Annotated in this window: 16 protein-coding genes and 2 pseudogenes; 11 read left to right on the forward strand and 7 right to left on the reverse strand. The window is 67.4% G+C overall.

Features of this window, described 5'->3' with window-relative positions:
* The first annotated feature begins 114 nt into the window (after positions 1-114).
* The 5 genes and pseudogenes from VA596_RS24810 (at position 115) to VA596_RS24830 (ending at position 5,198) form a co-directional block, all read left to right on the forward strand.
* Positions 115-933 carry a GH25 family lysozyme gene (locus VA596_RS24810; protein ID WP_323330521.1) on the forward strand — a complete coding sequence of 273 codons (819 nt, stop codon included), beginning with the start codon at positions 115-117 and terminating at the stop codon, positions 931-933.
* A gap of 193 nt (positions 934-1,126) precedes the next feature.
* On the forward strand, positions 1,127-2,878 hold the full coding sequence (locus tag VA596_RS24815) for a helix-turn-helix domain-containing protein (RefSeq protein ID WP_323330523.1): 1,752 nt from the start codon (positions 1,127-1,129) through the stop codon (positions 2,876-2,878).
* Positions 2,879-2,973: 95 nt separating this feature from the next.
* A pseudogene (locus VA596_RS24820) lies at positions 2,974-4,056 on the forward strand (hypothetical protein); the annotation flags it as partial.
* A gap of 648 nt (positions 4,057-4,704) precedes the next feature.
* Entirely contained in the window at positions 4,705-5,058 is a 354-nt protein-coding gene (locus VA596_RS24825; RefSeq protein WP_323330527.1) for a hypothetical protein, read from the forward strand.
* Between the two features lie 11 nt (positions 5,059-5,069).
* Entirely contained in the window at positions 5,070-5,198 is a 129-nt protein-coding gene (locus VA596_RS24830; protein WP_323330529.1) for a hypothetical protein, read from the forward strand.
* A gap of 547 nt (positions 5,199-5,745) precedes the next feature.
* Here the strand turns inward: VA596_RS24830 and VA596_RS24835 are convergent.
* From VA596_RS24835 to VA596_RS24845, 3 genes are all read right to left on the reverse strand, one after another.
* Positions 5,746-8,562: an NACHT domain-containing protein gene (locus VA596_RS24835; protein WP_323330531.1), complete on the reverse strand. Its 2,817-nt coding sequence runs from the start codon at positions 8,560-8,562 to the stop codon at positions 5,746-5,748.
* 456 nt (positions 8,563-9,018) lie between these two features.
* On the reverse strand, positions 9,019-12,093 hold the full coding sequence (locus VA596_RS24840; protein WP_323330533.1) for an NACHT domain-containing protein: 3,075 nt from the start codon (positions 12,091-12,093) through the stop codon (positions 9,019-9,021).
* A 447-nt stretch (positions 12,094-12,540) separates the two neighbouring features.
* Positions 12,541-13,404, reverse strand: a complete 864-nt coding sequence (locus VA596_RS24845; protein ID WP_323330535.1) for a helix-turn-helix domain-containing protein — start codon at positions 13,402-13,404, stop codon at positions 12,541-12,543.
* Positions 13,405-13,534: 130 nt separating this feature from the next.
* Here VA596_RS24845 and VA596_RS24850 point away from each other — a divergent pair, with 130 nt between their 5' ends.
* Complete coding sequence (locus VA596_RS24850) at positions 13,535-14,485, forward strand: NADP-dependent oxidoreductase (RefSeq protein WP_323330537.1); 951 nt, start codon at positions 13,535-13,537, stop codon at positions 14,483-14,485.
* A gap of 192 nt (positions 14,486-14,677) precedes the next feature.
* On the opposite strand, the gene VA596_RS24855 is transcribed toward VA596_RS24850, so the two are convergent.
* Positions 14,678-15,055 (reverse strand): GNAT family N-acetyltransferase, encoded by a 378-nt coding sequence (locus VA596_RS24855; RefSeq protein WP_323330538.1) that lies wholly within the window; start codon positions 15,053-15,055, stop codon positions 14,678-14,680.
* A gap of 555 nt (positions 15,056-15,610) precedes the next feature.
* Between VA596_RS24855 and VA596_RS24860 the strand changes: the two genes are divergently transcribed.
* The 5 genes from VA596_RS24860 to VA596_RS24880 all read left to right on the forward strand — a co-directional run bounded on the left by VA596_RS24860 (position 15,611) and on the right by VA596_RS24880 (position 18,766).
* Positions 15,611-16,636, forward strand: a complete 1,026-nt coding sequence (locus VA596_RS24860) for an aldo/keto reductase (protein ID WP_323330539.1) — start codon at positions 15,611-15,613, stop codon at positions 16,634-16,636.
* A gap of 84 nt (positions 16,637-16,720) precedes the next feature.
* A complete protein-coding gene (locus VA596_RS24865) occupies positions 16,721-17,356 on the forward strand; it encodes a TetR/AcrR family transcriptional regulator (RefSeq protein ID WP_323330540.1) in 636 nt (211 codons plus the stop codon).
* Positions 17,357-17,451: 95 nt separating this feature from the next.
* The gene (locus VA596_RS24870; protein ID WP_323330541.1) at positions 17,452-18,066 is read left to right on the forward strand and encodes a hypothetical protein; all 615 of its coding nucleotides are present in this window, start codon (positions 17,452-17,454) and stop codon (positions 18,064-18,066) included.
* Between the two features lies 1 nt (position 18,067).
* Complete coding sequence (locus VA596_RS24875; RefSeq protein ID WP_323330542.1) at positions 18,068-18,616, forward strand: metallophosphoesterase; 549 nt, start codon at positions 18,068-18,070, stop codon at positions 18,614-18,616.
* Positions 18,617-18,619: 3 nt separating this feature from the next.
* The gene (locus VA596_RS24880; RefSeq protein WP_323330543.1) at positions 18,620-18,766 is read left to right on the forward strand and encodes a hypothetical protein; all 147 of its coding nucleotides are present in this window, start codon (positions 18,620-18,622) and stop codon (positions 18,764-18,766) included.
* A gap of 93 nt (positions 18,767-18,859) precedes the next feature.
* On the opposite strand, the pseudogene VA596_RS24885 reads toward VA596_RS24880, so the two are convergent.
* The 3 genes and pseudogenes from VA596_RS24885 to VA596_RS24895 form a co-directional block, all read right to left on the reverse strand.
* A pseudogene (locus VA596_RS24885) lies at positions 18,860-19,231 on the reverse strand (23S rRNA (adenine(2503)-C(2))-methyltransferase RlmN); the annotation flags it as partial.
* 51 nt (positions 19,232-19,282) lie between these two features.
* Complete coding sequence (locus VA596_RS24890; RefSeq protein ID WP_323330544.1) at positions 19,283-19,882, reverse strand: YwqG family protein; 600 nt, start codon at positions 19,880-19,882, stop codon at positions 19,283-19,285.
* A 223-nt stretch (positions 19,883-20,105) separates the two neighbouring features.
* Positions 20,106-20,381: a hypothetical protein gene (locus tag VA596_RS24895; RefSeq protein ID WP_323330563.1), complete on the reverse strand. Its 276-nt coding sequence runs from the start codon at positions 20,379-20,381 to the stop codon at positions 20,106-20,108.
* Positions 20,382-20,405: the final 24 nt, after the last annotated feature.

The raw sequence follows: 20,405 nt of genomic DNA on the forward strand, positions 1-20,405 counted from the left end.
GAGCGAGAAATTGAATCACATGGAGCAGTGACATGACCTGCGTAGATGTAACAGACTCATCCCGCGCGGCCCTGCACAGCCGCGCATCGCGAGGGCAACCGAAAGGACACATCGATGACAGCACCACGACGGGGGTGGCGGCGCCTGTGCGCCACCGCGCTCGCGGTCTCGGCCTCCCTGCTGGTCGTGACCGCCGCCGGCGCCTCGGCGTCGCCGGGACTCCCGGACCAGGACGCCACCGGCAACCACGAGATGGGCGCGGCGATCCGCGCCCACGACGGTGTCGCACCCGCCGGCCTGGCCCCGGCGTCGGTGGACGCGAGCGTCCCCGGCATCGACGTCAGCTCGTACCAGGGCAACGTCAACTGGGCGTCGTACTGGAGCGCGGGCAAGAAGTTCGCCTACGTCAAGGCGACCGAGGGCACCGGCTACGTCAACGCCTACTTCAGCCAGCAGTACACGGGTTCGTACAACGTCGGCATGATCCACGGGGCCTACCACTACGGCCGCCCGGACCTGTCCGGCGGCGCCGCACAGGCCGACTACTTCGTCGCCCACGGCGGCAGCTGGTCGAAGGACGGCAAGACCCTCCCGGGCACGCTCGACATCGAGTGGGGCCCGAACAACGCGTGCTACGGAAAGACCGCGGCGCAGATGGTCGCCTGGATCAAGGCCTTCAGCGACGAATACCACGCGAAGACCACCCGCTGGCCGGTGATCTACACGGCAACGAGCTGGTGGAGCCAGTGCACCGGCAACACAGGCGACTTCAGCTCGACGAACCCGCTCTGGGTGGCGCGGTACGCGTCGTCGGTGGGCACGCTGCCGTACAAGTGGGGGTTCTACACGTTCTGGCAGTACAGCTCATCGCCCATCGACCAGGACCAGTTCAGCGCGGACATCTCGCGCCTGAAGGTGCTGGCGACCGGCTGATCCCCGGGCCGGGAGCACACCCCCGCGTGCTCCCGGCCCAGTCACCTAGCGCCCTTGATCTTCTTCTCCAGGTCTTTCTTCGCTTTGGCGAGCCAGCTCGCTTTGACGGACTGATCGAAGTCCTCCAGAATTCCCCAGGGGACAACGTAGACGCGACGGAAATCCATCTTTCCAACCGCTCAACCCTTTAGTCGTGTGGACCACAAGAGATTCCTTCAGGCCCTCGTTGAACTGCGAAAAAAGGACGAAGATCAGCTGTCTACTGGTCAACGATGCGAACCCGTTCTTCGGGAAGGAACAGCGGCAGAACCGTCCACTCACCACATCAAGCGCCATATTCGAATTCCTTTCGAATGTACGGGAAACCGACGGTAAGGCGCGCGGACCGTCCTCGAGCCGTTTGCTGCGAAACCGGTGCACCCGTTCGGCGGCGTTCCCCGCCGAACCGGCCAGGCAAAATCGGGCGATGGCCACGGCTCGGCGCAGACGACCGACCTCGCTCGGCGATGACGAAGAGATCGACCCGTGGCCGCGGGTCGAACGGAGTCAGCTCGCGGCCTGGCTGCTCAAGATGTGGCGCCTCTACGGAGAAGACGACATCCTGACCATCCGCCAGTTGGCGGAGGCGGTGCGGACTCCCCCCGTCGACAACGCCACCGTTTCCCGTTGGGAGAACTCCCGGGCCACGGTTCCGACACCGGCTCTGCGCCAGTACGAGCGGCTCTTAGACCTCCCGCCGGGTGAGCTGGTGGCCGTGGTGACCGCACTCGGCCGGGACCGGCCGACGGGGCGCCGGACCGCGCGCCCCTGCGACGAACTGCTCGGCAAATGCCTCGACCGTGATCCCGTCTCCGCGGCGGAATGGGCGGACCTGACGGTTTCCCTGACCCAGCCGCGACGCAAACTCCCCCGGCCGAAATGGGACTTCCTCGTCCACCGGTTGCTCACCGAGATGTGCCTGTCCGTGGGCTGGCGGTATCTGCTCCGGCTTTCCGCGCTGCAACGAGTGCACCGGCACCCGGAAGGCGGCGCCGCGCTCGTCGCGGCCACCGAAGAATTCGTCACCGAGCCGGCCTGTCAGCTGATCATCGATCCGATCGCCTTGCTCGCAGCAAATCCGACACCGACGGCCTCCCGCCGCCTCCTTCGGCTGCTGTCCGATCCGCGGAACGAAGCCGAACAGCTCGGCGCGCTCCTCGCGTGGGCGGCCCGGCCGCCCGGTGTCCCTGACATGGTTCGCCGGCTCGAAGCCGTCTCCCGCGAACTGCAGTCCGGCGCGTCGACGTCGCCACCGATCAGGGAAGCGGCGTCAGACGTCCTCGCAGCCCTGTTACGGCACCGCCCGAGCCGTCCCGGCTCACGTTCGGCGCCCTTGGGAAGAGCAGGAGACGCGGCCTTCGACCAGTTGCACGGCGCCCTGATCAAAGCTCAAACCCGGCACCACGAACCGGACCTGCTCGGCCGGCGGATCCTCCGGCAGGCGCTGGCCAGCACCGACAGCGATCTGCGCATCCTCACCGTCAACGTCCTGCACGCTTCGCCGTTTCGCGGCGTGCTCGCCGACACCGTCGCGTCGATGCTGACCAGCGGACGCACGATGTCCGGCTCGGCCATGCACAGCGTGCTCGTGGACCTGCTCGGCAGTCTCGGCGAAGCTCGGCACCGCCCGGTCGTCGAAAACCTGATGCGGCGGGGCGCGGGGCGAGACGCGGCGGCCGTGGCGCTGGCCCACCTCCCCGGCCGGACGGACGTGCGTCTCTGGCACCACGTGCTCACCGCACAACCGACCGGCGGGAGCACCCAGCGAGCCGCGCTCTACGCGGTGGGAATGAAGGGCGACCGCGCCGGGCTGCGGCTCCTGCGGGCACACGCTCCCGTCGTCCGCGCCCGTGCGAACTGGTGGCTGCGGCTTCCGGCCGAGGCCTCCGCGGGCGCAGCCCTCTGACGATCGGACCGGCTGATCCCGACTTCCGCGGGTTCCGCGGGTGGCGCGGTCGACGGGAGACTCGGCCGCGTCACCCACGCCGTGGAGGGAAACCCGTGCGCCTGACCGCTCTGCTCCCCCTGCTCGCCGCCGTTCCGCTCTTCGCCTTTCCCGCCGTCGCCACAGCGTCGCCGGGGTGCTTCGACGCTTCCGTCCCGCTGACCGTGGAGGAACAGCGGCTCACCGCGACCATGCCGGCCGGCGGTCCCGCCGTCGGCCCCGAGCTCGTCCGGCTGGCCGGGCTGGATCCCTTGGTGGCCGGGGTGAAGCACGATCTCTGCGCGGCGCGGACCCCGCGCCGGGCCGAGCGGGTCGTCACCCAGGCCGGCGACCGGCTGTGGCGGACGGCCGTCGACCGCGCCCAGGGCCGCCGTCCGGATCTCGGCACGCTCGACCGGTTCGACGATCGGCCGTTGTACTGGGCGCGGCTGCAGCTCAGCAGCGCAATCCGCCAGTGGGCGCCGGCCTCCCCGTCGCAGCGGACTTCGCTGCTGACAGCGTTCGACCGCGGCTCGCGCGGTCTCGACGACGTCCGGTTCCCGCTCGGGAAGACGCGGCGGGTCATGGTGAGCGGGTTCGACCCGTTCCAGCTGGACGGCTCGGGCGTCCGGATCTCGAACCCGGCCGGGGCGTCGGCGCTGCAGCTCGACGGGCGCGTGCTGGACACGCCGTCCGGCCCCGCCGTGGTGCAGGCGGTGAGTTTCCCGGTGGTCTGGGGCTACTTCGACGAAGGCATCGTCGAAGCGGCGTACGGCTCGGCGCTCAGCGACCGCGCACGGCGGCCCGACGTGCTGATCACGATCAGCCAGGGCCGGCCGGGCCGGTTCGACATCGAACGCTGGGCCGGCGCCTGGCGCGGCGGTTTCCCGGACAACAACAACGTTTCGGTGACCGGCGGGGTCCCGCCCGCGGCGGGCTGGCCGCAGCCGGACGTCCAGTTCATCGAGACGACCCTGCCGTACCAGCGAATGCTCGCCGCGCCGGCCGGCGCGTACCCGGTGAACTTCAACCAGTCGTTCTGCGTGTGGCCCGATTCGGCGCACCCGGGAGCGGGCACGCCGGTGTGCCGTTCAGACGCCCCGGCCGCGGGCGAAATCGCGGCGTCGGGCGGCGGCGGGAACTACCTGTCGAAAGAGACATAGCGACAGTAGAGATTCAGGATTAGACCCCTGAGCTGCGGAAACCTTCCCGAGCCTTAACAGGAAGTTCACCCGATCAGGCCAAGGAGCGAAGATCCGTGCCCTGCCACGCCCAGCCACCTCGGCGACCTACGACGTGGTCCTCTTCCCGTGAACCTCGCTCCAGATGGCGCACACGTCCTCCCACGACGAGGCGTACCCAAACTCCCGTCCATCGGGGATGGCCGTTCGTGCATGACTCGCCAAACCGACCCTGCCTCGTTTTCTAAAACATGCCTATCAGGCAAAATTCCGCCCTGTTCGGGCCAGGCGATCAGAGCGACGGGAACGGATCATCGGGCGGTCGCGGCCCGATCGGGACACCGAGGTCTCGCATGCCCGCGAGAGCTACGTGCGCAACCTCGTCGTCAGACACCGGTGTCGCTGCTGGTCACCCAGTCACAGCGCCAAGTCCTCCGCGCCCGCCACCGGGTACTGGCGGCAATGCACAACCAGCCACCCAGCAAGGCCGCTACCCCGGCGGCCGACCACCCTACGGCTACCAACTCGTCGACGCCGGCCCCCACCCCCAACCCCGCGGACGCCCGCTGGGGCCGACGGCTGTAACGCCTCGCACCCGACCCACGAACCGCGCCACACGTCGCCTGGATGTTCCGGCAACGCCTCGCCGGGCACAGCGTCGCCAGCATCGCCCGACACCTCAACGAGCGGGGTGTTCCTTGCCCATCCAGCGCCGACCCGGACCGCATCGCCACGGAACCGGCGGCGCCTGGACGCTCCGCACTGTCGCCGTCATCCTGGCGAACCCGCGCTACACCGGACGGTAGGTCTGGAATCGCCGAGCCACCCACACCGAAGGCCCAACATCGACGCCGGCACTATCCGCCACGGCGGCGCATCAGGCACTCGTCACCGAACAGGACTTCATTTCCGCACAGCAGATCCGAGCGGCCCGACCAACCAGCGAAGGTTAAACTCGTCTGTTCGCTCTCGCAGGCTTGATCCACTGCGGCGTGTGCGACAGACGGCTGAACTCGCACTGGAACCACGGGCGACCGACCTACCGCCGCCGTCACTGCCACACCAGCACCCGGCGGGCGGGCCAGCCGCGGCCGAAGACGCTCTATATCCGCGACGATTAGCTCGTCGACCAGAGCAACCTGAGAATTTATGACCAGGGCAGCGCAGTCGCCGCCAAGCTCGAACCCGACCGAATACGAAGCAGTCGGGTCGCCACAGCGCAACGAGGCTCGGAACAGCACATCGCCTGCGATAACGCCGGACGGCGACTGCAGAAGATCGATTCAAGCTGAGCTACGATCAACCCACCTTCAAGGTCGCGTTTCGCGATCCGCGGGGTAATAAAGTGTCCGAGTACTTGAACCCCCACACGTGGGAGATCTCCCAAGTTCGAGGAGATCATGCACTCACTGTAGCTCAGTCAGCTCGACAACAGCAGCGAAGCCAAGGACGTCCGAACCCAGCTGAGCACCTGGGTGCAGAGGTTCGATCTCTCCGAAGAGCCTCGTGGCTTGGTCGACGACTTCGAGGGCCTGCTTAAAGCCGTTCGATCCCTGGCCTACAAGGGAGTACGCAACTCCTCTGTGCCCGATCCGATCGCCGGATGACGACAGATCGGCGTTGACCACCGGCGACAGTTGTGGCACACCAACGCACAAAAGCGACGGCTCAGTCGAGATAGGGCACAGCGAGCCGGTTACTCACGGGTCTCCTGGAACGGACGGCGGCGATCTCCCGGGCGAGGTGGGAACGCGCCGCCCAGTGACGCGGTTCCAGGTCGCCCAGGCAGAGTTCGAGGATGCCGGACGCCTCGACATCGTCGAGAACGCTCTGGAGCCGCTCACACTCGAACACCCTTGAAATCAGCTCCGGCCACAGCTCGCCGTCAGACGTCGGATAGAGGGTCAAGGCGTTGCACTCGGTCAGGGCCGCTTCGACGAGTGCGGCGCCAGGTTCGTCACGAAGCTCCTTCAGCGGCGTGCCGAGCAGGTTGCCGACCTTGACCCGTGGTTTCTGCGGCGGCGGGGTGAACCATCTCTTGGTCACCTCTTCCATTGCTGCCTTAGCGGGTTGTCCCGGCGCGCTGACTCCGGAGGCGCCGCCGGTCGAGGAAAAGAGCACCAGCGCGCCGGCCACTGCGACCGCGGCCGGTGTTCCGGCGAACGCGGCTCGCAGCTCGTTCCGGATGAGCGCGTTGAGCTGGCCGTGCCGAGCGGCGTCGCTCAGCCGGCCGGCGATGTGCGCGGGATTTTCAGGCATCGGACCGGCAAGGCAACGCAGGGCGATCGTAACCAGCTCACGCAGAGCAGCCGGCTTCGTTTCGGCGAGACCGTCATCGAGTAGATCGGCGGCGAGTTCCGGACCTACCGGATAGATCCAGCCAGGCCACCCGGCACACGTCCGGTCGAACTGGTCAACGATGTCCAGCACCAGCCGGCGCCGGTGATCGCTCTCGCCGAACAGCTTGCCGGCCGCGAACACCCAGGTGTTGCGCCAGTGCGGGCTCGGCGCGGTGGCAACCAGGTTCTCCCGGATGGTGGCGTCGTCGCCGTTGACCAGCGCTCTCGCGGCCATCAGTTCTTGCAGGCTCCGCACTTCGAACGACACGCTGTCGTCTTCGCCCGCGGCGAGCAACACCAGCCTGGTCGTGGCGATTTCGACGATCTGGTCGGCGAGCTCGCCGGCTCCCGCCGCGGAATCGTGCCCGACCTCGATCATCCGGTCGTGCGCAAGTGATCGCAACCCGGTCAGCGACAGCCGGGCCTGCGCCTCGTCCGTTCCCTCGCACCGGGTCTGCAGCACGAGTCCGACGCGCTCGTGGAGTTCCGTGATGTCGTCGCGGTGCCCGCGGAGGAACGCACGATGAGACGTAGGTTTCTCCTGCTCACGCCGGTAAACGGTGTCGTAGTAGGACCAGAACAGCTGGTAGCGGGTGGCCGGCAGGTCGCCGACGTTCTCCAGAATGAACGTCAGGATCAGCACCTGCAGCGGTGTCTTAATGAGGCGGCCGGTCGAAGCCTGCGCGACGGCGCGGTCGAACCGCTCCAAGACCTGCTCCCGCAACGAGACATCGTCGTGCAGGCGCTGCGTGGTTACGTGCTTCCCATAACTCACGGCTTCGTCGCCAGCCAGGTAGTCCAGATCGATCTGGGCGAAGTCGGTGGGCCGGATCCTCTCGGTGTATCCGGTGGGACGAGTCGTCAGGACGACGAACAAGTCGGCGTCGAGTTCGTCGGCACGGTCGACGAACTCCATGATCTCGTCGACCACCCGCTGCCGCAGGGACGGCGCGGTGACCTCGTCGAAGCCGTCCAGCACCAGGATCACCGGCCACGCTTTCAGCCACCGCTCCAAGGTCACAGGAGTGATCTCGACAGAGGCCCGTTGCGACACCTGACGGCTGAGCCAGCGCAGCATCGACGGACCGCCGGACGGTCCCATGTCGTTCGCCATCTCCGGCAGCGAGACGTTCAGCGGCCACCTGCGGCTGGTGGGCGCCTCGTACATGAGTCGCTCCAGCGATTCAGCTGTGTCCGCGATGATCTCGTTCACCGCGGCGACGGAGGTCGCGCCCTCCAGGAATCTCGCCCGGTAGATCTGGGTGAGGTACTTGGCGATGGTGCTCTTGCCGTTGCCGGCAGCTCCCGTGATCACCAGGTGACGGGGCCAGCCGTTCCCCGGCACCGAGCGGCGCAGCACTGGCTCGCCACGTCCCATGCATTCATCCAGCACGTTCCCACGATCATCATCACTGATGACCGGCAGATCGACCACGACCCGATCGACCGATTGCCGGGCGTGCAAGCCACCGGCTTCACCGAACCGGACCCACCGATCGTGTCGCAGTGCGCTTTCGGAATGCTCTCGCAGAATGGACGCCAGCGCGTCCGGATCAGCGAGTCCCGGCAGCGAGTTCAGACGTTCGAGGAGATCGCCGACGGTCAGCAGGGCCGGGAACGCGCTGCGGACATCCCGGTGGTTCGAGATCAGCGCGTTCAAGGTGTCGCGGTGCCACACCCGGATCTCCCGCAGCCCCCGCATTCGCGGCGTGTCCTTCTTGCCCGACGCGTGGCTGCGGTCGAGCTCCTGGACCAAGAACTCCCGGATCCGGTCGACCCCACCGTCAACCGCGGCCGAAAGCCTCACATTTGTCACAAAAAGGATATGATCCGGAAATTTCCCACGGTGGCGCTTGACGTTCATCCAGTGGTTTAGCTCGAACCGGATCTGACTTTGAAGCCACGCGAGGTTGTCCGCAGGCGCCAACACGTGCTCGCGCTGTTTCGCCTGGACGACGGTGTACCCGCGCCAGACCCTCGCGCCGCCGTCCCAGGAGATAGTTCCTTGGAACACTGCCTCACGGCCGCCGTCCTTGCCCGATCCGTAGACCTCCAGGCCCGGACCGAACTCGGCCGAGACCAGCGCGGAGGAAAGCTGCTCGAACGCGCGCGAGCCGAGCTCCTCGAAATGGAAGTCGTTCGCCACGAGACTCCTCCCTCGCTCGGGACCGGAATCCCGGTTCGCCTCCGGCACCTTAACGGTCCGCGACCTCGCCTGCAGCCAGAAACGCCGGTCGATCCGGCCGAACGCCCGATGACCGGGCAAGACGGTCGAGTTCGCTGACAATCCCTCGGCTTGGTGCGCCGCCGGATCTGTGATGTGCTGGCACGCAGCAGATCCGCGAAAGACGCAATGGACGTGGACGTGTGGCAGCTACTTCATCAGCTCCTCCCGCACCGACCAGGGTCGTTCAGGAATGACGTGACCGCGGTGAACCACGACAGCCGCCGTCCTACTGGTCCCGTGGATCGTGGCGCAAGTAGTTCCCGCAGCACGACTCGTTCAGCTGCGCCTTGCCCGAACGCATCGATCGAGCTGAAGCCACACACCACGCAGCTCAGGCGGTAACACCAGAAGGCGCCGAGGGGGCCGCCAAAACGGTCAGTATCGACCGATCTGACTGCCCGGGCCCAGCATATCTTCGCCAGACACCTCCGCGGCCGATTTGATCCACACCGTGAGACCCCGCCGGCCCGCCAACGGCGAGAGATCGACCTGATTCGAATCCAGCGACAACTCCTCCAGGGTCTGCACATCCGAGAGCAAGCTCAGATCTACCGACTGTGTTGCGCCGATCTCAAGGCTGCGCAAACGGGCCAGCTGCGCAAGCGGTGACCAGTCCTCAACCGGGCACGCGGACACCTGCAACCGGGTCAAGCTTTCCGACCACCTGGCAAGCTGTGAAAGAATTTTGAGCTCCCGGCAATTCCGAAATGTCAAGGCAACAGGGCCATCCAGGAAAGACAGCGATTCGAGGTTTCGCAAGCCCGCCATGTTCTCGAGGTGAAACTCACGGATATGCCGAAAGGGAGCCAACTGTGCCAACTGGTTAGCGTGGATACCCTGCATAGCCAGTTGCCGCAGATCTGGCAGGTCGCACAAAAATTCCCAGCCGTAGGTGTTGACCTCGACGGACAGGCGGGCCAACTTGCGAAGTCCGCAGAGCGGCGCCACGTTGACCGACTTTGATGGCGCCGGAGCTTGAGAGTTACTAAGCAAAGCAATATGTGTCAGCTTGGCACCGGTCAGCGCTCGCAATTCAAACCCGGCCGTACTGGCAACTAATAACTCCCGAAGTCGAGGTAAGCGATGGACAAATTCGAGGGATACGTAATCTCTTGAGAACAAGCAGGTAAGCTTATAGAGGTGGTTAAGGCGTTCCAATCCTGTGAGCATATCTGGATCGTTCACGCTCAGTCCGTCGGCGAACGTGCAGTCAGCCAAAACTCGCTCGCAGAACTCGGCCGGTTCAAACCTCGCGTGCGCCCTCGCGAGCTCGTCCACTACCACGCTCGCAGTCTGCCCACGGAATTGCGTTAGGAATTCCAAAGCCGCGGGGCCGCCGATCAGAGCGGCCGCGCGCACAGTTGCCGCCGCAACCTCGGGATCATCGGCAGGTGCCGCGCCCGCAATGAGGTCCAGCGCAAATTCTCCAGCTGCGGCTAATTGCTCGGCAGTGGCGATGTCCCGCGGCGGCACGTACGACGACGCGCGAGCCTTAACCTTCTCACGTAGGTCGCCGGGCAACTCGGGGGAGGTTTCCAAGCATGCGAGCGCGACTAGGGACCGCGTGAATGTGTCCACTCCTTGACTCAGAACCCCGTCGACCAGCGACACGCGTTGCTTCGGAGTTGCGTGTCCTGCCGCGAGGACAACCACATCACGCCACTCGTCCCGGTGCGCGTTCTCGACCAAGACGCCAATGTCGTCCTCGTCCACTGCGGCTTTTGCCGCGAGGTATTCGCCGAACGTCCGGTGCACGAAATCAATCCGGCCACGCACCGGCTCGCGTAGCACGCCACCCCTTGTCAGCAGGTGCTGAAAAACCTCAGATGAACCAGCGTTCACCTGTTGCATTGACATCAGAGCCGACGCGATTCGCGCCTCGGCGTCTTCGGTCGGGATGTCCGTGTGGCCGTTGCGGACCATCCAGTACGCAAGGCGACGCAACAACACCAGTTTCTCGGTCAACTTCAGCCGGACATCGTTCTCGACCTGCCGTTCGACGTCGCGCCGGTCCAGCAGCATGCGCAACGCGACATCGTACAGCTCCATGCGGTCACCCGGCAGATGCCCATTGCCTGCGTGATGCAGGGCGCAGAGCAAGGCGCACAACAATGGGTTTTCCGACAAGCGCCGCAGCGCGGTGCTCGTATTGATGGTCGTGACCAGAGCGTCGCGGCGGTCATCAAGTGACTTGTCAGGCATCGCGGCATGCCAGCGCTCGACGAACGTCCGGACGTCACGCGAGGTCATCGGCTGCAACGTGACCTCGACGAACTGCGCGTGAGCCAGCCAATCGGGCTCGACCGCAGTAGGCCGGGTGGTGACGACGTAGCGTGCCAGCGGAAAATGCGAGATCAACTCATCCAGCCAGCGTCGAACGCCCGAGCGACGTTCAGCGGGGAGCTCGTCGATCCCGTCGACCAGCACGACGGCTCCGCCACCACGGAGTAATTGCTGCACCCAGCCGACGGGCATCTCGTCAGCGATGTGCCGACCGATTTCGTCGAGAAACCGTTCGGGTGCGGGCAATGCGGAGTCTGCGAAACGCCTTAGCCGCAACAGGAACGGCTCCACGTTCGCCCACCCATTAACCCTCTGCAACTGCCGGCTTGCACACTGCACTGCCAACCACTGCAGGATCGTTGTCTTACCGGACCCGGCCTCGCCGCGCAGAAGGATCCGCGAGCTCAACGGCAGCACGTGTTCGAACCGGTCGACGGACGCACCCTCACGATTATCTCTCACGCTAAGGCTCAGGTAGGCGACCGACAGCGGGTAAAGACGGGTCGCTCCGGGGAGGTCGGCGCCGAAGAGCTCCATGCGGTCGAGCACTGACACCACCTGCCTGCGGAAGTCCGCAGCGAAGTCGTCGGGATGGCGCCGTTGTGGCATCGCAGTCAGCGCGTTCCGGACTGCTTCCAGGATTTCCGTCTCCCGCCGCAGGACCCTGACCAAGGCGTCGGATTGGAACTGGGGCAGGGTGCTAGTCACCTGGACCAGGTAGGCGCAGCACTCGCGAAGAATCCGGTGGTATAGCTCGGTCGCGTCTGCCGAGATCAGAAACTCTCTCGGGACGCCGGGGACCGCACGGAGCAAGTAGCGATATAAGAACACCGCGTCGAGGTCGGCCTGGAACAAGTCTTCGTCGGTCAGCGCAGCGCGATCGAACGTCTCGCGCGCTGCCACCAGCGCCGCCGCGCATTCGTTCTCCGGCAGTTGGCGGAACTCGACCTCAATGAACGGCAGGAGCCGGTCGGCGATGCGGTCCTCGATGTTGGTGAGCAGCAGCCGAAGCTTGCGGCGGTCGTTGAGGCCGGTGACCTGCTTCTCAAGCAGGTCGAACACCTTGGCTGAGGCGTCGGCGGCGATGGAGCGGTCGCCGAGCCAGATCTTCGCGGTAGCCTTCATCATCGCGGTGGTCAGCGCGATTGCCAAAGCGTCGATGCTCACCGCTCCCAACATAGCCGAGACGTTCGGCAGGTGGCCTCAGCCACGCCTCATCATGTTCTAGCCGCCGGGCAACCGCACCTGCACCGACGTCGGCAGCCTGTGACCAGCGTTTCTCGTTCCACCTCTAATGTTGTGAACGACGCGATCCGCCCGCTCCGCTGGTAGAGGCGACCCACGCCGGATCGTGGGCCGCCGTCGCCGGCGTGACCGACGTCGGTGCCGCCGCCCCGGGAGCGACTCCATCACCCGGCACGCCCGAGTCGCCGATCACCACATCACCCTGCACGCCTGCGCAGGTTTCGCCGCCATGGCGAGTGCACTCTCATGCCGCGAGTCGGTCGACGGCGGACCACCCACCAGGCGCGTTCAGGCCAACGCAGTGCGTCAACCACCCCGGGAACGGTGAGCATCCAATACCGGAGGCGATCCGGATCCGACGTGGGCCGCCTACCGCATGGTCGCCGAGTGGCCGGATGCCTCGAGCGTGCCTGCCAGCAGCTGAAGTCGTTCGTCGTCCAAGCTGCCCGGCTCGGCGGTGTAGACGACGAGCACGGGCCCGGGCGCGCCTGGCATCGGGTAAGCGTCCCAGTCCAGATTCAGCTCACCGACCCGCGGGTGCTCGACGCGCATCCGCCCGCGTGTCGTGTCCTCGACGTCGTGGCGGGCCCACAGCGCCGCGAACTCCGCACTGCGCACCGCCAGCTCACCCACCAGCTCCACCGCGCGCGGGTGCCCCGGCTCGGCGGCGACCTGCGTCCGCAGCATGGCGGTCAGCTCGGCGACCGTGCCCGACCGCTCCGGGCAGGCCTGATCGGCCTCGGGGCGCAGCAACATCGCCAGCAGGTTCCGCTCAGCCCGCGGCAGCTCGGTGAACGCGCCCAGCAACGCACCGGCCAGCGGATTCCAGGCCAGCACATCCAGGAAGCGCCCGACGACCAATGCGGGCGACGTCGTCGCGGCCAGCAGCCGCAACGTGGTCACCGGCACCGCCTCCGGCGGATACGCGTGTGCGGGCCGGTTCGGGGTGCGTGCGGCGGCGGCGAGACCGTGCAGGTGCCGGGTCTCCTCGGCCGAGAAGTTCAGCGCGCCGGCGATCGCGTCGAGGACCTGATCGGAGGGCCGCACGTCGCGGCCCTGCTCCATGCGCTGGTAATAATCCGAGCTCACCCCAGCCAGCAGCGCCAGCTCCTCGCGGCGCAGCCCGGCGACACGCCGCCGCGGACCCGGCTCCAAGCCGACGTCCTGCGGCCGCACCCGGGTCCGCCGAGTCCGCAAGAACTCGGCCAGCGCGCGGCGAGGGTCAACGGTCACCGGCCCAGTATGCCCCGGACGCGCCCGGCGAAGGTGGGTCCGGCAGACCCAGGACAACGCGAACGACCGAGTTCCCGCGGGCAGGCCCCAGGATCGGTGGCCCACCAACCGATCACCGGAGGAACCCGACATGAGAGCCGCACAGATCACCAGCTTCGGAGCACCGGACGTCCTGCGCATCACCGAAACCGAGCGCCCCTCCCCCGGCGCCGGCGAGGTCCTGGTGTCGGTCGAGGCGTCCAGCATCAACGGCCACGACACGATCATCCGCTCAGGCGGAGTGAAGATGGTATCGGGCCGAACGTTCCCGATCGGGACCGGCCTGGACTTCGCCGGCGTCGTCGTCACGACCGGACCCGACGTCGAGAGCTACCGCGCCGGGGACCGGGTGTGGGGCATGGTGCACCCCCGGAAGCGGCACACCGTCGCCGGAGCAGCCGAATACGTCGTGGTTCCCGTCGGCCGCATCAGCCCCGCACCGGCGGGTGTCTCGGCGATCGAGGCGACATCCCTAGTTGTCACGGGCAGCACCGCACTGATCGCGCTGCGCGACCGGGTCCGGCTGGCCGAGGGCGAGCGAGTCCTGGTCCGGGGCGCGGCCGGCGGCGTGGGCACCGCCGCGGTGCAGCTGGCCCAGGCGATGGGTGGCCACGTCACCGCGCTGGCCCGCGACCGCCACGCCGCGGACCTGCATGACCTGGGGGCCGACAAGGTCCTCGACTACGGCACCACCGCCGCGGAGAAGACCGGGCCGTTCGACGTCATCCTCGACACGGTCGGCTCCGAGCTGCACCGTTACCGCAGCAGGCTGGCCAAAGGCGGCCGGATGGTCACCGTCGGGCTCTCGGCTGCCGCCCTGGCCGCGATCGCGGCGTCGAGCATCCACGGCTCCCGGCGCATCCGCACCTTCAGCGCCAATCCTGATTCCGCTGCGCTGGACGAGCTGGCCGACCACGTCACCGCCGGCGCGCTTCGCCCGGTGGTGCACCGCGTGTACCCGCTGGCCGACATCGTCACCGCGCACGAGGCCTTTGAACGCGGCGGTGTGCTGGGCAAGCACGTGCTCGCCGTCTCCTGCTGAGCAATGCCGCTCGAGGAATCACCGAGGCTGCCATCCGCTCATGGCTCCCCTTGATTTCAAGGGGCGGCCGTGACCGGGGGCTGGTCGTTGGCAGGTCCGGGTTGTGGCTTGTCCGAAGAGCCGGTGTCCGGGGTGAGGCCGGTCACGCTGGATTGCAGACTCGTCCCGAGTGCCCTCCCGGGCTTGCCCGCCTCACGTCGTTTCTGGCCGGTCAGCCTGCTGTTTCGCGAGGAACAGGGTGGTCCCGTGGATGGCATCCACTTCCTTCCGCCCGGTCTCGATGGAGCCGAGCTTGGCCAGCACACGACGAGAAGCGCTGTTCCACTCCCAGACCGTGGCCCACAGACGTAGGTACCCGGACGATCCAGCCCAGTCCAGGATCGCCTTCGAGGCCTCAGTCGCATATCCCAGACCCCAGGCCCGGCGCAGCAGCTCGAACGCGAGCTCCGGCTCCCCCTTGATCCCCTGGCCGCCGTCGATCAGTCCGCAGTAGCCGATGACGTCACCAGCAGCCTTGCGCTCGACCGCCCAACAACCCGGTCGACGCCGCCCGGCCGGCGCGGATCGCATCCTCGAGTTCCGTGACTGTGGGGTGCCCGTCTACGTCAATCCGGCGTTGCGGCGGAACCCGTGGATCACGTTCGGTCCACAGCTCGCGCTGGACAACAGCGTCGGCGACCCGCCAACGCCTGAGCAATAGGCGATCCGTCTCGAGCACGACCCCACGCCCCGGCGTCACTTCAGCTGCCATGACAACAACACTGCCACCCGCGAGCGTCCTGTCATGCCGATGAGCGGACGTTTCTGGGCGTGAGCATGGACGCGGTAGGTAGCCGGCTCACATCCGGTCAACGGGCAACTGGTGTGGTCGCAGTGCGGGCCGTAGATCACGTCTTCGGTCACCAAGCGTGCCCCGCGACGGGCGCAACCTCCTCGACCCGGCGGAGCACGTGCGGCACGGGTTCACGTACATGAGCGTCGGCCTTCTCACCGTTCACTCGGACTAGCCGATACCTGCCGGTACCGGTACTTGAGATAACCGGTACCGACGGGTACCGTCTAAGGGGCAAGCTCCGACACGCCACAGTTCAGGGGTGCGGAACCGTCCTGAAGAACGGGTGCCACATGCAGTACCGCACGCTCGTTGACACCGGGCTGAGCGTCAGCTCCCTGTGCCTCGGCACCATGATGTTCGGGTCGTGGGGCAACAAGGACCACGACGACTCGATCCGCACGATCCACCACGCGCTCGACGCCGGCATCAACTTCGTCGACACCGCCGACCTCTACGCCCGTGGCGAGGCCGAGGAGATCGTCGGAAAAGCGCTGGCGGGGACGCGCCGCGACTCCGTGGTCCTGGCGAGCAAGTTCCACAACCCGATGAGCGACAACGTCAACGACCGCGGCAACTCACGCCGGTGGATCATGCGTGCGGTCGAGGGCAGCCTCCAGCGGCTCGGCACCGATCACCTGGACCTCTACCAGGTGCACCGGCCGGATCCGACGACCGGGATCGAGGAGACCCTGGGAGCGCTGACCGATCTGCAACGGGCCGGGAAGATCCGCTACTTCGGCACGTCCACGTTTCCCGCCTACCAGCTCGTCGAGGCGCAGTGGGCGTCCGAACGACGGGGACTGGGCCGGTTCGTGACCGAGCAGCCCCCGTACTCGATGCTCGCACGGGGGATCGAGGCCGACGTCCTGCCGGCCGCCGAGGCCCACCGCATCGGGGTGCTCACCTGGAGCCCGCTCGGTGGCGGCTGGCTCTCCGGCACGTTCCGCAAGGGCGCCACCGGACAGGTGAGCAGCCGCACCGAGCTCATGCCCGGCATCTTCGACATCGACGCCCCGCGCAACGCCGCCAAGCTCGACGCCGTCGAGGCCCTCGCCCGGCTCGCCGACGAGGCCGGCCTGTCCCTGATCCACCTCGCGCTCGGCTTCGTGCTGTCCCACCGCGCGGTGACCGCGCCGATCATCGGTCCGATGAACGTGGAACAGCTCGACAGCCAGCTCGGTGCCGCCGACCTCGTCCTCGACCGGAACGTCCTCGACCGCATCGACGAGATCGTGCCCCCCGGCCGCAACGTGACCGAGGGCGACGCCGGCTACTTCCCGCCCGTGCTGACCGACGCGGCACTGCGCCGGCGCTGACCCGGTGATCCCAGGCGCTGCCCGCCGGATCGGCGACACGACAATGGATCCGCACCGGCTTCAGGCAGCGAGGAGACCACCGTCATGACGCAGGGCGACCCCACCGCAGGTGACGGCGGCGGTGGCCGGACCGTCCACCGCCGCCCCGGCCGCAAGCCCGACGCCAGCCGCGACCCCGAGATCTTGGACGCGGCGCTCCAGGTCCTGGCGGAGGTCGGATACGCGGGCATGACTATGGCCGCGGTGGCGGCACGGGCGAAGGCCGGCAAAGGCACCTTCTACCGCCGCTGGCCGTCGAAGGCCAAACTGGTCCTCGACGCCGTCGGGCACATGAAACGCAGCCAGGTCGGCCTGGACCGGCTCCCCGACACCGGCAGCCTCCGCGGCGACATCCTCGCGCTGTTCAAGCCCGCGTCCGTCGAGGAGGGCGAGCACCAGCTCGCGATCATGGCCGGGCTGGCGTCGATGCTCAGCCAGGACCGCGGGCTCGCCGAGGCGGCGAACGACGCCATCGTGGAGCCGTGGGCCGCCGCCAACCGCGTGCTGTTGTCCCGGGCGATGAGCCGTGGCGAGATCGACGCCACCGCCGACGTCGAGACCCTCGCCCAGATCATCCCGTCCATCGCCGCCTACCGCGCGCTCATCCAGCGCAAGCCGTTCGACCGCGACTTCCTCGTCTCCATCATCGACGGCGTCCTGCTACCGGCGGTCCGCCCCTGACCCCGCGGCGGGGCGGGCGTGCTGCCGGTCGTCGTGAAGCTCCGTGAAAGGCAGCGCCACCCGTGACTCTCGTTCCCGTTCTCGCCGCGGTCGCCGTGCCGGCCGTCTTCGGCGCGCTGCACTGGTACCTGTACCGGCGCCTGATCCGGCAGACCACCTCGCACGGTACAAGGGCGCGCCGTGCCGGCGCCGCCCTGTTCGTCGTGGGGCCGCTGCTCGCGGGTACGGCGGTGGTCGGTGGGTTCACCTCGATGCCAATGGCGGTCGAACGCGTCGTGGCGTGGCCCGGTTACGTGTGGCTGGCGGTGTTCCTGTACCTGCTGCTCGGGGTGCTCGCGGGGGAGGTCGTCCGGCCGTTGCTGAACCTGTGGCTCACCCACCGGCACCGTGCGTCGGCCGTCGTGGTCGATCCGGCGACGCCCGCCGCTGACCTGCTGTCCCGCCGCCTCTTCGTGTCACGGGCGATCGCGGTGGTTGCTGCCACCGCGGCCGTCGGCGTGGTCGGCCACGGAACCCGCGGTGTGCTCAACGGCCCGTCGGTCAAGCGAATCGTCGTTCCGCTGGCCAAGCTGTCCCGTGCCCTCCACAGCTTTCGCATCGCGGTTGTCAGCGACATCCACCTCGGTCCTCTGCTCGGGCGCTTGCTTCGCCCAGCGGGTCACCGACACGATCAACGACACCCAGCCCGACCCGATCGTCGTGGTGGGTGACGTGGTCGACGGTGACGTCGACGAACTCAGCGACGCTGTCGAGCCCTTGGCTCGGCTTCGCGCACGTCACGGCACCTACTTCGTGACCGGCAACCACGAGTACATCTCCGGCGCTGACCAGTGGGTCGAGAAGGTGCGCGAGATGGGGTGGCGGCCGCTGGAGAACGCACGGGCTGAGCTATCGGGTTTCACGTTGGCCGGTGTCAACGACTTCGAAGGTGTTACCACGGGACGCGGCCCCGATTTCACCAAGGCGCTCGGTGACCGCGATCCCGCGCTCGCGACGCTGCTGCTGGCGCACCAGCCCACCGCCGTCCACGAGGCGGTCTGCCACGGCGTGGACCTGCAGCTCTCGGGCCACACCCACGGCGGTCAGCTGTGGCCCTTCACCTACGTGGCCGAGGCGGCGAACCCGACCGTGGCCGGGCTGGAACGTTACGGGGACACCCAGCTGTACGTCAGCCGCGGCGCCGGCGCGTGGGGCCCACCCACTCGGGTGGGCGCTCCCTCGGACGTCACCATCGTGGAACTGGCGTCCCGACAGGCCTGAGGATTGCCCGTCGTTGGCGGCCACGGTCACGACGTCGCCCGCCAGACGGCCGCGCTGATGCAGCGTGAGCAGTTCGTGCACGCAGTGGTCGGCGAGGCCGGCAAGCACGAGGATCCGCGGGCGGCGTCGCGACTGCAGCCGCCAGGCTGACCAACCTCCCTGGACATCACAACGCACTCTCATGCCGCCGAGCGAGCGTTGTCAGATTGCTAACTACACATCCCACGTCAAGAGGGCCTACCCCTAAGCAGCGGCGAGCTGCCCACAAGCGGCGGCGACCTCCTGGCCCCGGGTATCCCGGACCGTGCACGCGACACCGCCCGCGTTCACCAGGCGGACGAAATCGCGCTCCACCGGCTTCGGCGATGCATCCCACTTGCTACCCGGAGTCGGGTTCAACGGGATCACGTTGACATGGACCAATTGCCCAAAGTGCTTCCGCAGCCGCCTCGCCAGCCGCTCGGCCAGCCACGGCTGCTCGTTGATGTCGCGGATCAACGCGTACTCGATCGAGACCCGACGGCCGGAGGCGTCGGCATAGTACCGCGCGGCGGAGAGCACCTCGTCGATCGACCAGCGGTTGTTCACCGGCACCAGCGGGTCCCACAGCTCGTCGGCGAACTGGCCGCGACCGCACCGATGGACGATCCGCTCGTGGCCCGGTGATCAACACTGGAAGAGGAACCTGCCTCGCTCGCAGGCACGGCAGACGAACGCGTACCCGCACCCGCTGCCGAAGTTGATGCTCTGGTCGCGGCCTTCCTCGAGTTGCACGGCGAACTCCATCACCGTCGTGCAGACCGGACACACCGGGGTCTCGTCGTCCTGCAGCCACGCCGGCGCGCCGCCCACCATGCCGAGGATCTCGGCCTCGGGACAGCCCGTCTCGGCTGACCACTTACCGCGCGCTTCGTCGTAACCGTCGGCATCGACCGCTTTTACCTCGATGCCGCACACCTCCCCGAGCTGCGTCTCGTCCCCGTCCGGCACCGGGGCGGGGACAAGGTCACCACGCCGGAACAGCAGAGCACGATTACCACCCGATAACGGGTCCCACTCGTCGCACAGACCGGGATCGTTCTGGCACAGGAAGATCGACAGAATCGTCGAAGCGTCGAGCACGACCTGGGCCACGAACTTCATCGGTCCCTCGCAGGCCGCGCAGCGGGGCCAGCCGAAGTCCGCGGGCGCCGAGGGAACGCCGCCGGTCCGCGTCACCTCAGCTTCGGCGACGGCCGGTCCGTTGTAGATCAGCAGGTCGGTCATGGCCGAGAGTCTAGAGAGTCGACGTCGCAAGCTGACTGGCCCAATCCGAGGCGGGCGCCGCGGATCGGAATCCGGCAGCGCCCACGAAATTCTTCTCCAATCTTTGAGCGCGAGGCCGTCGAGTGCGATGGTACGAGTGACAGGCCTCGGGGCGAGGCACCCCAGGCACTCATGGTGCTCGCCGTCCAGAGCGGGCACCTCTACCGGATCAGCTGAACCAGGGTCAGCGCTCAAGCCAGGGAGCGAGCACCTTCTCCAGGTCGGCGTCCGATAGTGCCCGCGGCCCGCCGTGGAACTCGTGCCAACGCGACGCGTCACACGCCGCGGTGTACTCGACCTCGAAGGCGCGCATCAGCACGTACATGAACGTCACCGAACTGAACCGCTCACCCAACAAAGTCCGCGCCTCACGCGCCGCCTCGGTCGCACCACGACTACACACGTCCGCGAGCCGAAGCTCCTCCGCAGCCGGATCCAACAGGCTGGGGGCATACATCACGACAAACACTCCAACATCGAAACC

Source organism: Amycolatopsis heterodermiae (assembly GCF_034929455.1).
Lineage (GTDB): Bacteria > Actinomycetota > Actinomycetes > Mycobacteriales > Pseudonocardiaceae > Amycolatopsis > Amycolatopsis heterodermiae.

Bases quoted from the DNA above. Each gene is read 5' to 3' on its own strand.
- VA596_RS24810 (WP_323330521.1), top strand. From the start codon at position 115: ATGACAGCACCACGACGGGGGTGGCGGCGCCTGTGCGCCACCGCGCTC.
- VA596_RS24825 (WP_323330527.1), top strand. From the start codon at position 4,705: ATGTTCCGGCAACGCCTCGCCGGGCACAGCGTCGCCAGCATCGCCCGA.
- VA596_RS24850 (WP_323330537.1), top strand. From the start codon at position 13,535: ATGAGAGCCGCACAGATCACCAGCTTCGGAGCACCGGACGTCCTGCGC.
- VA596_RS24855 (WP_323330538.1), bottom strand. From the start codon at position 15,055: ATGCGATCCGCGCCGGCCGGGCGGCGTCGACCGGGTTGTTGGGCGGTC.
- VA596_RS24860 (WP_323330539.1), top strand. From the start codon at position 15,611: ATGCAGTACCGCACGCTCGTTGACACCGGGCTGAGCGTCAGCTCCCTG.
- VA596_RS24865 (WP_323330540.1), top strand. From the start codon at position 16,721: ATGACGCAGGGCGACCCCACCGCAGGTGACGGCGGCGGTGGCCGGACC.
- VA596_RS24890 (WP_323330544.1), bottom strand. From the start codon at position 19,882: ATGACCGACCTGCTGATCTACAACGGACCGGCCGTCGCCGAAGCTGAG.